Origin of the sequence: Halovalidus salilacus, assembly GCF_031852275.1 — an archaeon.
In the GTDB taxonomy this organism is placed as follows: domain Archaea; phylum Halobacteriota; class Halobacteria; order Halobacteriales; family Natrialbaceae; genus Halovalidus; species Halovalidus salilacus.
The window spans coordinates 954,377-967,674 of record NZ_CP134700.1 but is presented as its reverse complement, the minus strand read 5'-3'; the positions used below and the strand labels follow the sequence as shown (position 1 = coordinate 967,674).

The 13,298-nt window shown below is 67.4% G+C and carries 9 protein-coding genes; 6 read left to right on the top strand and 3 right to left on the bottom strand.

Translation table 11 applies throughout. The features are described 5' to 3' along the window. Positions 1-8 precede the first annotated feature (8 nt). The 6 genes from RJT68_RS04680 (at position 9) to RJT68_RS04655 (ending at position 9,233) form a co-directional block, all read left to right on the top strand. On the top strand, positions 9-2,462 hold the full coding sequence (locus tag RJT68_RS04680; RefSeq protein ID WP_407039214.1) for a cation:proton antiporter domain-containing protein: 2,454 nt from the start codon (positions 9-11) through the stop codon (positions 2,460-2,462). 266 nt (positions 2,463-2,728) lie between these two features. Further along, positions 2,729-2,911 (top strand): hypothetical protein, encoded by a 183-nt coding sequence (locus tag RJT68_RS04675; RefSeq protein WP_407039213.1) that lies wholly within the window; start codon positions 2,729-2,731, stop codon positions 2,909-2,911. Beyond that, positions 2,911-5,235, top strand: coding sequence for a cation:proton antiporter domain-containing protein (locus RJT68_RS04670; protein ID WP_407039212.1), 2,325 nt, complete (start codon positions 2,911-2,913; stop codon positions 5,233-5,235). The genes RJT68_RS04675 and RJT68_RS04670 overlap by 1 nt, the downstream gene beginning before the upstream one ends. A gap of 139 nt (positions 5,236-5,374) precedes the next feature. Next, positions 5,375-6,151 (top strand): winged helix-turn-helix transcriptional regulator, encoded by a 777-nt coding sequence (locus tag RJT68_RS04665; RefSeq protein WP_407039211.1) that lies wholly within the window; start codon positions 5,375-5,377, stop codon positions 6,149-6,151. After that, positions 6,148-7,122: a universal stress protein gene (locus RJT68_RS04660; RefSeq protein ID WP_407039210.1), complete on the top strand. Its 975-nt coding sequence runs from the start codon at positions 6,148-6,150 to the stop codon at positions 7,120-7,122. Before RJT68_RS04665 ends, RJT68_RS04660 begins: the two co-directional genes overlap by 4 nt. Next, positions 7,119-9,233 carry a cation:proton antiporter domain-containing protein gene (locus tag RJT68_RS04655; protein ID WP_407039209.1) on the top strand — a complete coding sequence of 705 codons (2,115 nt, stop codon included), beginning with the start codon at positions 7,119-7,121 and terminating at the stop codon, positions 9,231-9,233. The genes RJT68_RS04660 and RJT68_RS04655 overlap by 4 nt, the downstream gene beginning before the upstream one ends. 196 nt (positions 9,234-9,429) lie before the next feature. Here RJT68_RS04655 and RJT68_RS04650 read toward each other — a convergent pair whose 3' ends face one another. The 3 genes from RJT68_RS04650 to RJT68_RS04640 form a co-directional block, all read right to left on the bottom strand. Then, positions 9,430-10,362 carry a TIGR03571 family LLM class oxidoreductase gene (locus tag RJT68_RS04650; protein ID WP_407039208.1) on the bottom strand — a complete coding sequence of 311 codons (933 nt, stop codon included), beginning with the start codon at positions 10,360-10,362 and terminating at the stop codon, positions 9,430-9,432. A gap of 75 nt (positions 10,363-10,437) precedes the next feature. After that, positions 10,438-10,890, bottom strand: coding sequence for a universal stress protein (locus RJT68_RS04645; RefSeq protein ID WP_407039207.1), 453 nt, complete (start codon positions 10,888-10,890; stop codon positions 10,438-10,440). Positions 10,891-11,237: 347 nt separating this feature from the next. Then, positions 11,238-13,208 carry an aconitate hydratase gene (locus RJT68_RS04640; RefSeq protein WP_407039206.1) on the bottom strand — a complete coding sequence of 657 codons (1,971 nt, stop codon included), beginning with the start codon at positions 13,206-13,208 and terminating at the stop codon, positions 11,238-11,240. Positions 13,209-13,298 lie beyond the last annotated feature (90 nt).

Below are 13,298 nucleotides of genomic sequence, written 5' to 3'. Positions count from 1 at the left end.
GATCGGCCGTGACGCTCACCGCGACTGGACGGTTCGCCGCGGACGCGGCGGGGCTTCTCGCGCAGGTCGATCCGTCCAACCTCGAGCCGATCCAGCACCCGGAACTGGTGTGGCTCTTCGTGATGCTGACGCTGCTGTTGCTGACCGCGCGCGGGCTCGGCGAGATCGCGAAGCGGTTCGACCTGCCTGCGGTGGTCGGCGAGTTACTGGCCGGGATCGTGCTCGGCCCGTCCGTGCTGGGTGCGATGTCGAAAACCGCCGCGGTCATCGACGTCACCACGGGTCACGGCGTCGACATTCAGGCGGGCATCCAGCTCATCGGCGTGATGTCCTGGATCGGCCTCGTCATGCTGATCGTCCTGACCGGGCTGGAGACCGATCTCGACCTCATCGTCTCGAAGGCGACGGAGGCGACGCTGATCGCGTTCGCGAGCATCGTCGTCCCGTTCGCCCTCGGGTTCGCCTTCGCCTGGTCCCTCCCGGAGCAGTTCATCGCCGCCGACGGCAACCGACTCACGTTCAGCCTCTTCGTCGCGGTCGCGATGAGCATCTCCGCGATCCCCGTGATCGCGAAGATCCTCATGGATATGGGACAGATACGCCGGGACTTCGGACAGATCACCCTCGCGGCGGGCATGATCAACGACACGGTCGGCTGGATCCTGCTCGCGCTCGTCGTCGGTCTCCACTCGACCGGGCAACTCGAACTCGCGGGGATCGGCGCGACGATCCTCTGGCTGGCGATCATCCTCGGGCTCGGATTCACGATCGGCCAACGGGCCGTCCGTGCGATTTTCGTCTGGGTGGACAACGCCATCGGCGGACAGATGGCCAAGATCACGACGCTGATGGTGCTCGCCCTCGGCGTCGGCTCCGTCACCCACCTGCTCGAACTCGAGGTGGTCCTCGGCGCGTTCGTCGTCGGCATCCTCGTCGGCCAGGTCAACCGGTTCGACTACGAAACCGAACACGTCTTCGAGATCGCGACGCTGTCGATCTTCGCGCCGATCTTCTTCGCCGCCGCTGGCCTGCGCGTCGACCTCGGCCGATTGCTGGACCCCGAGGTCTTCGGGATCGGCGTCGTCGCGCTGGCGATCGCCGTCGCCGGGAAGTTCGTCGGCTCCTACGTCGGGGCGAAGGGCGCCGGGCTGAGCCACTGGGAGGGCATCACCATGGGCGCCGGACTGAACGCCCGCGGCGCGATGGAGATCATCGTCGCCCTCGTCGGCTTCAGCAACGGCGTGCTCACCATCGAGATGTACAGCATCATCGTCACCATCGCCGTCGTCACGTCGATCATGGCGCCGCCGATGCTCCGGTACACGCTCCCGCGGGTGCCGATGACCGAAGAGGAACGTGAACGCATCGAACGGGAAGAGCGCCAGCGCAAGAGCTTCCTCGGGAACGTCACCCGCATCCTCCTGCCCACCCGGGGCGGAGCCGACACGCAGTACGCCGCCCGCCTGCTCGGCCCGCTGGTCCGAGACCGCGACATCGAACTCACGACGATGTACGTCACCGACGAGGGCAACGGCCGCGACGACGGCTGGTTCTCGAACCCCGTCGACCGCCTCCGACGACGGAACGCGACGCGCACCGACGGTCGAGGGACGGGCGACGACTCGACGGACGCCGACTCCGAGACCGACAGCCCGATCGTCGCACCCGCCGAACGGGCGGCAGACACGAGCGACGACCTCGAGCGGGAGGTCCTCGCCGAGGACGCCGAACACGCCGACGAGGCGGAACACGACGTCACCGAGCGGGCGTTCGACCTGGTCGAGCGCCAGCTCGGCGAGCAGGACCGACCCCCGCGAACCCTCGTTCGCGAGCGCGAGGGGGGCGTCGCGGAGACGATCGTCGACGAGGCGACCAACTACGACCTGACCGTCCTCGGCGAGGCCGGACGCGGGCGCGATCCCGACGAGCCGCTGTTCAGCGAGACCGTCGATCGCGTCCTCCAGGAGTCGACGACGCCGACGATGGTCGTCAGCACGCCCTACTCGGGCGAGAGCGCCCTCGAGGAGATGAACACGACGCTGCGCCGCATCCTCCTTCCGACGGCCGGGACGGAGTACAACCGCCACGCCGCCGAGATCGCCTTCGCGATCGCGCGTCAGGAGAACGCCATCGTCGAGATCGTCCACGTCGTCGACGAGCCGCCGATCGACGAGCGGTTCGTCGAGCAACCCGACCTCTCGAAGGCGATCGAGATCGGCGAGGAGATCGTCGACCGCGAGGCCGAACTGGGCCACGAGATGGGCGCCGAGGTGCTCACGACGGTCGAGGTGAGCAGCCAACCCGAGGTCACCATGGTCGACCTCGCCGACCGGGACGACGTCGACCTCATCATCATGGGCACCGAGATGCGCCCGATCAGCCGGCGGGCGTTCTACGGTCACCGCGTCGAGTACGTCATCCAGAACGCGCCGTGTCCGGTGGCGGTCACCAGTTCGCTCTAGACGAGCCCCAGTCCGCTCGTCCCCCCTCGACCGACAGCCTGCGCCGAAACGTGGTGAGACCCGTTCTACCGAACGCGCCCAGAACGTGCGGTGTCCTCGTGCCGGTTTTCGTCGTCCCTCCCGGTTTACGTTCCCCCGATCGAAGGAACACGCCAGCCACGGAATACTTGTTAGTGAACCTTCTCTATTGACTGTTTAATGAGTGAATTGAGTTGAAAGAGAGTTTTTGCGAAGTCCTTTTATAAGTTGAGTAGGTAAAAGGAGACATGCTGATAACGGCGAACACTGGCGGTGGCGACAAGTCCGACGTCGCCGACCGGAAGCGCCCGCGCGCGCTCGTGGCCGGCGTCCGCGTCTCGACGGTCGGACAGCACACCGTACGCGCCGCTGCACTCGAAGAGCGAAGCGGCGATCGACGGAGGATTCACCGCGTCGAGAGGGGGTCCTGATGGAGGTTATCGAGCCGATCGGCCACCACGACCTCTTCATCGTCGTGGCCCAGCTTGCGGTGTTGCTGCTGGTCGCGCGCGGCCTCGGCGAACTGTTCAACTCCCTGGGACAGCCGGCCGTCGTGGGCGAGTTGTTGGCCGGCGTCGTCCTCGGGCCGTCCGTTCTGGGGCTGGCGCTGCCGGGCGCGTATGAGGCCCTGTTCGCGGTCCCCGAGAGCGAGTTCCACCTGCTCGAGATCATCTCCTGGCTCGGCCTGATCATGCTGTTGATCGTGACGGGACTCGAGACGGACATCGACCTCATCATCAGCAAGGGACGGACGGCCCTCATCCTCTCGCTGGGGGGCATTCTCCTTCCGTTCGTCACCGGCTTCGCGCTGGGGTGGGTTCTCCCGGGCGAGTTCATCGCTGCGCCCGACCAGCGCGTCGTCTTCAGCCTGTTCATCGCGACGGCGATGAGTATCTCGGCGATCCCGGTCATCTCGAAGGTGTTGATCGAACTCGACGTGATTCGTCGGGACATCGGACAGCTCATCCTCGCGGCCGGGATGGTCGACGACACCATCGGGTGGATCCTGCTCGGAACGGTGTCCGGTCTCGCGACGACGGGCGAGGTGAACCCCGGATCCGCCGGGTTCACGATCGTCTCCGTAATCATCTTCATCGCCCTCTCGTTCACCGTCGGTCGCACCGTCGTACAGTGGATCTTCCGCTGGGTGGACAACACGATCGGCGGCGAGATGTCGATGCTCACGACGCTCATGGTGCTCGCCCTCGTGATGGGCGCGATCACCCAGTACATGGGCCTCGAGGCGATCCTCGGCGCGTTCGTCGTCGGCATCCTCGTCAGTCAGGTCAACCGGTTCGATTACGAACTCCAGCACACGTTCGAACTGGTGACCCTCGGGATCTTCGCGCCGATCTTCTTCGCGATCGCGGGACTCCGGATGGACGTCGCCGCGCTGCTCGACCCGACGGTGTTTGCCATCGGGATGGCCGTCCTGGCCGTCGCCTGTTTCGGCAAATTCGCCGGCATCATGGGCGTCTCGCGGGCAGCCGGCCTCTCGAAGTGGGAAGGAATCACGATCGGCGGGGGGATGAACGCTCGCGGCGCGATGGAGATCATCGTCGCGACGATCGGCCTCGGCGCCGGCATCCTGACGACCGACATGTACAGCATCATCGTGATGGTGGCGATCGCCACCTCGCTGATGGCTCCGGCGGTCATGCGCTGGTCGATCCCGAAGATCGAGATGAGCGAGGAGGAGCGAAAACGGATCGAACGGGAAGAGCGCATGGCCGAGAGTTTCGTCGCGGGGATCGCGCGAATACTCTTGCCGACCCGCGGCGGCGCGGACACCCAGTACGCCGCCCGCCTGCTCGGACCGCTGATCCGCGACCGCGACATCGAGCTGACGACGATGTACGTCGCGGACGAGGGCAACGGGCGGACCGACGGCGGCTGGCTCTCGAACCCCGTCGGTCGCCTCCGCCGAAGGCGTGCGACCCGCCCGAACGGACGGGGGTCGCACGCCAGGTCGACCGACGCCGCTGACGATACAGAGCGGGAAATCCTCGCACGGGACGCCGACCACTCCGACGGAGCGGAACACGACGTCACCGCGCGGGTGTTCGACCTGATCGAGCGCCAGCTCGGCGAACAAGAACGGTCCCCGCGAACCCTCGTTCGCGAGCGGAGAGGAAGCGTCGCCGACACGATCCTCGAGGAGGGGGCCAACTACGACCTGACCGTCCTCGGCGAGGCCGGTCACGGGAGCGATCTCGACGAACCGCTATTCAGCGAGATCGTCGACGAGGTTCTCCACGAAGCTGCGTCACCGACGATGGTCGTCAGCACGCCCTACTCGGGCGAGAGCGCCCTCGAGGAGATGAACACGACGCTGCGCCGCATCCTCCTGCCGACGGTCGGGACGGAGTACAACCGCCACGCCGCGGAGATCGCCTTCGCCATCGCCCGCCAGGAGAACGCCATCGTCGAGATCGTCCACGTCGTCGACGAACCGCCCGCCGACGAGCACTTCGTCGATCGGCCGGAATCCTCGAAGCTGCTCGAGGTCGGCGAGGAGATCGTCGACCGCGAGGCGAGACTCGGCCGAGAGATGGACGCCGAGGTGCTGACCACCGTCGAAATGAGTACGCGACCCGAGGTGACGATAGTCGACCTCGCCGACCGTGACGACGTCGACCTCATCGTGATGGGGACCCAGAATCGGTCGGTCAGCGAGCGCGCCTTCTACGGCCACCGCGTCGAGTACGTACTCCAGAACACGCCGTGTCCGGTCGCTATCGTCAGTTCCTTCTGACCGATCGGCGAGGAGGACCGAAGCGATTCGCCGCCGGCACCCGTCCACCCGTGAGGGGAACGCCGAAAGCCGCCGTCCGACCCCGTTTGGACCACTGCCTTTTTAGCCCGAGTTCCCCAACTCGAACGGGTACGTAACGATGACGGGAAACGCCGAAGCGATCTACGAGTTGGACGCCGTCGACCGGCGGATCCTCCACGAGTTGATGGACGACGCCCGGACCAACACGGCGCCGGCGATCGCCGAGGCCGTCGGCGTCTCCCCCGGAACCGTCCGCAACCACGTCGAGGCCCTCGAGGAGGCCGGCGTCATCAAGGGCTATCACGCCCACGTCGACTTCGAACGAACGGACGGTCGGCTGACGACGCTGTTCATGTGCAGCGTTCCGTTCGCCGAGCGAAAGACGGCCGCCAGGGCGGCCTACGAGATCCCGGGAGTGATCAACGTCCGGATCATGATGGGCGGTCGGCGGAACTTCCACGTTCTCGCGGTCGGGGAGAACACCGACGACCTGCGGCGAATCGGGACGACGCTCTCCGAGCTCGGCGTCGAGATCGACGATGAGATGCTCGTGGAGAACGACGAAGTGCGCGCGTACGAACCGTTCGGCCCGGAGAACGACCCTCAGCGGAAGATTCCCGCGGACTTCATCAGCCTCTCGGCGGACTCGGAGGTCGTCGAGTTGACGGTCCAGTCCGACGCACCCATCGCGGACGCGACGATCTCGGAGGCGGTTCAGGAGGGGTACCTCTCGGGGGACGCCCTCGTCGTCTCCGTTCGACGGGGGGACGAGATGCTCACCCCCCACGGCGACACGACTATTCGACCGGACGACGTCGTGACGGTGTTCGCCTGCGGCGGCGTCGACGACGGGACGGTCCGCGCGTTCGTCGACGGCGCGGAGGTCCGTCGATGACCCCGACCCGAGCGCGACCGCGTCTCCCCTTCGACCGCCTCCTCATCCCGATCGCCGAGGAGGGCGACGCCGAGGCGACCTGCGCGGCCGTCCGCCCCTACCTCGAGGGAACGGACGTCGACGTCGTCGTCGTTCACGTGATCGAGACGACGGAAGGGTACCCCGACAAGGCGCCACGCGAGGCCAGAAGGGAGCAAGCCGAGGAGATCTTCGCCGTCGTCGGAGACCGGTTGTCGGACATCGCCGGTTCGCTGGAGACGGTGCTCCGGTACGGACCCGACGTCGTCGACGAGGTGTTCGCCGCCGCCGAGGAGGCCGACGCGACCGTCATCGGGTTCACCCCGCGGCCCGGAAGCCGGTGGATCAAACTCCTCTCGGGCGACCACTCCCGGAAGCTGACGAGCGAGAACGAGATCCCCGTCGTCGTCTTCCCGCGCCGGGACGAACCGGCCCTCGAGTCGGACGAGCGGGGGACCGACGCGACCGACGGAGACCCGAACGACGAGGGCGGCGACGGCGAGCGGATTCTCGTTCCGATCGACGGCTCGGACGCGTCGCTCGGAGCCGTCGAGTACGCGTGCTCGAACTACCCTGACGCGGAAGTGACCGTCCTCCACGTGCTCGAGTCGCCCGGCGGAGACGTGTACGGCGGAATGACCGGCGGACGGTCGACCGAGGTCGAAGACGACGAGCGGCGACTGAACCGCGACGTCGTTCGGTTGTTCGACGAAGCACGCCGCGTGGCCGACGAGCACGGTGTGACCCTCTCGACGCTGACGCTCACCGGCGACGTTGCGAACGCGGTCATCACCTGCGCCGAGGAACTCGAAGCGGCCCTGATCGTCGTCGGCCGCCGCGGACGCGGGGGAGGCGGCGGGCTCGGGAAACGGCTCCTGGGCGGCGTTTCCGAGTCGATAGTCGGACGATCGACGGTTCCGGTCACGATCGTACGGCGAGTTTCCGACCCATGACGAGTACAGCTACGTGGGTCGGTGGAATCGAACCGGAGACCCCCCTCGCCACCGGACCGTCGCTGTCGCTGCCGTTCGATAACCCCGTCCTCATATTCGGGCTTGCGATGGTCGCGTTTCTGGTCGTCCCGCTGGCGCTCAAGCGCTACCGACTCCCCGGGATCATCGGAATCATCCTCGTCGGGGCGGCGATCGGTCCCAACGGCGTCCACCTGCTCGAGCGCGACGCGACGATCGAACTGCTCGGGACGGTCGGCCTGATCTACCTCATGTTCATCGCGGGCCTCGAGATCGATCTCAACCAGTTCATCGAGTACAAGGATCGCAGCATCGTCTTCGGGACGTTCTCGTTCGTTATCCCGCAGGCTCTCGGGACGGTCGTGGGGGTGTACCTCCTGGATCTGACGTGGGCGGCGGCGTCGCTGTACGCGGCGATCTTCGCATCCCACACCCTGCTGGCCTACCCCGTCGTGAACCGGCTGGGAATCGCGAAGAACGAGGCGATGACGGCCACGATCGGGGGTACCATCCTGACGGACACGCTCGCGCTGCTCGTCCTCGCCGTCGTGATCGCGTCGGTCGGCGGCGACCTCGACGCGGCGTTCTGGACGCAACTGTCGGTCGGACTGACGGCCTTCTTCGTCGGCATCTGGTTCGTCGTGCCCCGCCTGGGCCGCTGGTTCTTCCGGACCCACGACGAGGAGAGTTACTTCGAGTTCCTGTTCGTGATGGCCGTGCTCTTCCTCTGTGCGTTCCTCGCCGAACTCGTCGGCGTCGAACACATCATCGGCGCGTTCCTCGCCGGACTCGCGCTCAACCGACTGATCCCCGAGAGCGGACCGCTGATGAACCGGATCGAGTTCGTCGGAAACGCCCTGTTCATCCCGTTCTTCCTGCTGTCGGTGGGGATGCTCGTCGACGCTCGCGTGCTCACGGAGGGGATCGACTCGCTCGTCGTCGGCGGCTCCATGATCGTCCTCGTCGTCGCGACGAAACTCGCGGCGGCGGTGGCGACCGGCCGCGTCTACGACTACGACCGGGACGAGGTGCTCGGCATGTTCGGCCTGTCGGTCGGCCAGGCCGCGGCGGCGCTCGCGATCGTCCAGATCGGGTTCGACGCCGGCATCCCCGGCTTCGACCGGAACATGGTCAACGGCACGGTGTTGATGATCCTCGTGGTGAGCGTCCTCAGCCCGGCGCTCGTCGAGCGTGCGGGTGGCGCGCTCCTTCGGTCGACCGAACGGGAGGAGTACGACCCCACGGAGACGCCACAGCGGATCCTCGTCCCGATCTCGCGCGAGTCCATCCACTGGGAGTCCCTGCTCGACCTCGCGTTCACGATCCGCGAGGAGCGCCTGGACCAAGCCCTCCACGTCCTCTCCGTCGTCCGGCCCGACGGCGGAACGAACAGCCGGGAGACCGAGGCGAAGGTCGCCGTGGCGGAAGAGCGGCTGGATCACGCCGCCGAGTACGCCGCCGGCGCGGAGGTGCCCGTCGTGGGCCACACGCGCGTCAATCACAACGTCGCCTCCGGCATCGTTCGGTCGACCGTCGAGAACCGCATCTCGACGGTCGTCATCGGCTGGGACGGCGCCCGATCGCGCGGCCAACACGTGTTCGGTCACGTGATCGACCAGGTGTTGAGCCGCACCTCGCAGTTGACGCTCGTCGGTCGAATCCGCGAGGCGCTCAACACCACCCGGCGACTGGTCGTGATCCTCCCGCCCGGAATCGACCACAACGCCGGCTTTTACGAGGCGCTCCACACGATCAAGGTCGTCTCCGAACAGACCGGCGCGCCGATCCGCGGCCTCGTCGTCGACGGGAATCCGGCGCAGTTCGACCGCCTGTTCGACATGGTCGAGCCCGAAGCGTCCGGCGAGTTCGTCGCCGTGGACGACTGGAAGGGGCTGCTCTCGAGTCTCCGCGACGGGACGAGAACGGACGACCTCGTCGTCTGCGTGAGCGCGCGACGCGACGATCCCGGCTGGCACCCCGAACTCCAGACGCTACCCAAGAGCATCTCGACGCTCACCGACGGGAACTTCGTCGTCGTCTATCCGGCGGGCGTCGAGCGCGCCGACGACCGGCGGTTCCTCCGGTTCACGTGACCCCGAGTTCGAACCCGGGGCCGAGGCGGAGGTCGAGGCCGCGATTCGGCGGTCGGCGCGCTCCGACCGTCGACCTTTCAGCCCCGGCGGAGAGTGACGTACCACGGGGACGTCCGATCTCGATTCCGACCCCGAGACCGTCTCACCGACCTCAACGCCGATACCGACCCCGACGAGTGAGACGTCGCCGGACGCGTCACACCCGTTCGATGACCTCCTCGGCGAACGTCTCGAGCGCTCGCTCCCGTCCGCGCTCGCCGTCGCCGTCCCCTTCGAATCCGACGACGACGTGGTCGACGCCCAACTCGTCGAGACGTCGGAAGTACTCGCGGATCCACTCGGCGCCCGCCCTGTAGCCGAGGTGCAGGGGTTCGGGGTCCGCGTCAGGGTCGTCGGCGAACGCGATCCGGACGGCCATCGCGTACGGTTTCTGGCCCGCGACCTCCCGCCAGTCGGCGAGGTACCCCTCGAGCGTGCGCTCGGGGAGGTGGTAGAACAGCCAGCCGTCGCCCTCCTCCGCGATCCACTCGAGCGACTGCCGCGCGCGACCGGTCGGCAACAGCGGGATCGACCCGGTCGTCGGCTTCGGACGAACGTCGAGGTCCCCCTCGAGGGAGACCCGAGCGGTCTCGAGTTCGGGGGAGTCCTCGGCCCAGACGGTCCGCAGGACGTCGACGGCCTCCCTGAAGAGCGCGCCGCGCTCCTCCCGGTCGACGCCGAAGGCCGGGAACTCGGGATCGCGGTCGCCGGTGGCGATCCCGAGGACGAGGCGACCGCCGGAGAGGCGATCGACGGTCGCCGCGGACGTCGCGACGTGCAAGGGGTGGCGCAGCGGGAGGACGATACTCGCGGTGCCGAGGGCGACCTCGTCCGTCCGGGCGGCGACCGCCGAGAGCCACGGCCACGGATCGTACGTCTGCCCCGCGTCGCCGAACTTCGGCCAGTACGTCGGCACGTCCCGCGCCCAGAGGCCGTCGAAGCCGAGTTCCTCGGCGTACTCGGCGAGTCGGAGTTCCTCCTCGACCGGCGGCGTCGACCGGTTTTGCCCCGTCAGCGGGAAGCCGCTTCCGAACGTGAGGCCGGCGCCCTCGAAGAGGCGGCGAAAGCCCTCGTTTACGTGGTCCCTCATTCGATCGACTACCTACCCGTATCGCCTCGAGGACTATGATCCTACTGAGACGGGGGTATCCGGAACGAGATCCGGCTAGACGACGGCCGCGACGGGGATCGACGCCCGCCGGACGAGGCGCTCCGCGACGCACGGCGATCGCACCCGCTCGGATCGGCTCCGGTCGCCGCCGCGGGTTCCGACCACGAGTTGGTCGGCGTCGATCTCCTCGGCGTACGCCAGGATCACCTCCACCACCGATCCCGAGCGCAGGACGACCGAGAGATCGACGCCGCGCTCGGCGGCGATCGCCTGGTAGTCGGCGAGAAACGCCTCCGCGTCGGCTCGCTGCTGGAAGTACCGGTCCTGATAGTCCGCCGCCGTCCCTTTGGTGGTCATCCGGTGGAGGCCTGAGTCGACCGGATCGACCGCGTGGACGGCGACGAGCCGGGCGTCCGGGAAGACGCGACAGGCGTACTCGATCGCCTCGCGGGACGAGTCGGAGCCGTTCACCGCCACCAGCACCCGCTCGGGCGCGCGGTCGGTCATCGCTTCACCCCTTGCCGGTTCTCGGCCGCGATCCCCTCGATTGGCCGACGCCTCGAGGGTTCGGCTCTCGACCGCCGCGCGGGTCTGAACGTGGGTTCATCGGTTCTCGGTCGGGGGTCGGCCGAGGATCATCATAAGGGCGCACCCTACGATGTCCTGTTCCGAGGACCGACCGACGTCGGACCGTCGACGTCCTCGAAACGCGGAAAGAGAGACTCGACGCTCGAGGGGGGGTGGAAATATGGGACGAGATTCTCGACCCGAGTCGGCCGGATGCGGTCGGATTTGGCCGACTCGGGCGGTTCCGGCCGCAGAGGTTCAGTCGATCGTCGAAGCGGATGGGAGCGTCAGTCGTCGGCGGGCGCGGCGCCGCTTTCCTCGGCCTGGTTCTTCGTCCAGGCGAGCTTGCCGCCGGCGGCGAGGATGTCGCGCTCGCGCTCGGAGGCGTCGAGTCGGGTGGTGAACTCCTCCTCGCCGTTGACGCGGATCGTGAACTCCTCCTCGCCGTTCGTGACGGCCTCGTAGACGTCGTCGACGATCTCGACCTCGTCGCCCTCGTCGATCGACTCGTACGTCTCCTCGTCGATCGTCAGCGGGACGATGCCGAAGTTAAAGAGGTTCGCGCGGTGGATGCGCGCGAAGCTCTGGGCGAGGACGGCTTCGACGCCCAGGTACATCGGGCACATCGCCGCGTGTTCGCGCGAGGAGCCCTGGCCGTAGTTCTCGCCGGCCAGCAGGACGCCGCCGTCGGCCTCGAGCGCGCGCTCGGAGAACGTGTCGTCGACCCTCGAGAGGGTGAACTCCGAGAGTTTCTCGATGTTCGACCGGTACATCAGGATGTCCTGGGTGGCCGGGATGATGTGGTCGGTCGTGATGTTGTCCGCCATCCTGAGCAGGACCTCGCCCTGGATGTCGGCGTCGAGCTCCCCCCGTAGCGGAACGTCGCCGATGTTCGGCCCCTTGACGAGTTCGTCGTCGACGGCCTCGTCGGGCGCGATGAGGTCGGCTTTCGAGCCGGTGTACTCCTCGGGGAGTTCGAACGCGGGCGCCTCGAGGTCGCCGAGTTCGTCGGCCAGGTCTCGGGGGTCGACGATCTCGCCGGCCAGCGCCGCGGCGGCGGCGACCTCGGGCGAGCAGAGGTAGACGTTGTCGTCCTCGATGCCCGAACGGCCCTCGAAGTTGCGGTTGAATGTGCGCAGCGAGACGGAGTCGGAGGCGGGGACGTGGCCGATGCCGATGCACGCTCCGCAGGTCGCCTCGGAGAAGTTGACGCCCGCGGCCATCATCTCGGCCACCCAGCCCTCGCGGGCGAGCATCTCGCTCGCTTGCTTGGAGCCGGGGGCGACGATCATCTCGGTCTTCTTGTCGACCTCCCGGCCCTCGAGCATCTTCGCGGCCGGGAGGATGTCCTCGTAGCCCCCGTTGGTGCAGGAGCCGACGATGACCTGGTCGACGGACTCGCCGGCGACCTCGCGGACGGGCACGACGTTGTCGGGCATCGACGGCGTCGAGATCAGCGGTTCGAGGTCGGAGAGGTCGACGACGATCTCGTCGTCGTACTCGGCGTCGTCGTCGGGCTGGAGTTCGACGTACTGCTCGGCCCGGCCGACGCGGTCGAGATAGTCCCGGGTCTGCTCGTCGGTCGGGAAGATCGACGTGGTCGCGCCGAGTTCGGTCCCCATGTTGGTGATCGTCATCCGCTCGGGCGCGGTGAGGGATTCGACGCCGGGGCCGGTGTACTCGAGGATCTTGCCGACGCCGCCCTTCACGGAGAGGCGGCGGAGCATCTCGAGGATGACGTCCTTCGCGGTGGCCCACTCGGGGAGTTCGCCCTCGAGGCGGACGTTGACGATCTCGGGCATCTCGATGTAGTAGGGGGCCCCGCCCATGGCGACAGTGACGTCGATGCCGCCGGCGCCGATGGCCAGCTGGCCGAGCCCGCCGGGGGTCGGGGTGTGGCTGTCGGAGCCGAGCAGCGTCTTGCCGGGGGCCGCGAAGTTCTCGCGGTGGACGTTGTGGCAGATGCCGTTACCGGGACGGGAGAAGTACGCGCCGTAGGTCCCGGCCGCGGAACGGAGGAAGCGGTGGTCGTCGGTGTTCTTGAAGTCGAACTGGTACGTCTGGTGGTCGCAGTACTGGGCCGCGACCTCGGTCTGGACCTCGTCGAGTCCCATCGCCTCGAACTGAAGCCAGACCATCGTCCCGGTGGTGTCCTGAGTGAGTACCTGGTCGATCTCGATCCCGATCTCCTCGCCCGTCTCGAGGGCGCCTTCGACGAGGTGATCGTCGAGAATCTTCTCGGTGAGAGTCTGTCCCATAGCATCTAAAACTCGGCCGTCCGGCGTGATAAATCCAGCGTGTTTCTGTATTGGTAATCCCGGATATTCCGCTCGAGACCCTCGTTTTCG

What these genes read in the sequence shown, in the direction of transcription:
- RJT68_RS04675 (WP_407039213.1), top strand. Translation starts at nt 2,729, where the DNA reads ATGCTGATAACGGCGAACACTGGCGGTGGCGACAAGTCCGACGTCGCC.
- RJT68_RS04670 (WP_407039212.1), top strand. Translation starts at nt 2,911, where the DNA reads ATGGAGGTTATCGAGCCGATCGGCCACCACGACCTCTTCATCGTCGTG.
- RJT68_RS04665 (WP_407039211.1), top strand. Translation starts at nt 5,375, where the DNA reads ATGACGGGAAACGCCGAAGCGATCTACGAGTTGGACGCCGTCGACCGG.
- RJT68_RS04660 (WP_407039210.1), top strand. Translation starts at nt 6,148, where the DNA reads ATGACCCCGACCCGAGCGCGACCGCGTCTCCCCTTCGACCGCCTCCTC.
- RJT68_RS04655 (WP_407039209.1), top strand. Translation starts at nt 7,119, where the DNA reads ATGACGAGTACAGCTACGTGGGTCGGTGGAATCGAACCGGAGACCCCC.
- RJT68_RS04650 (WP_407039208.1), bottom strand. Translation starts at nt 10,362, where the DNA reads ATGAGGGACCACGTAAACGAGGGCTTTCGCCGCCTCTTCGAGGGCGCC.
- RJT68_RS04645 (WP_407039207.1), bottom strand. Translation starts at nt 10,890, where the DNA reads ATGACCGACCGCGCGCCCGAGCGGGTGCTGGTGGCGGTGAACGGCTCC.
- RJT68_RS04640 (WP_407039206.1), bottom strand. Translation starts at nt 13,208, where the DNA reads ATGGGACAGACTCTCACCGAGAAGATTCTCGACGATCACCTCGTCGAA.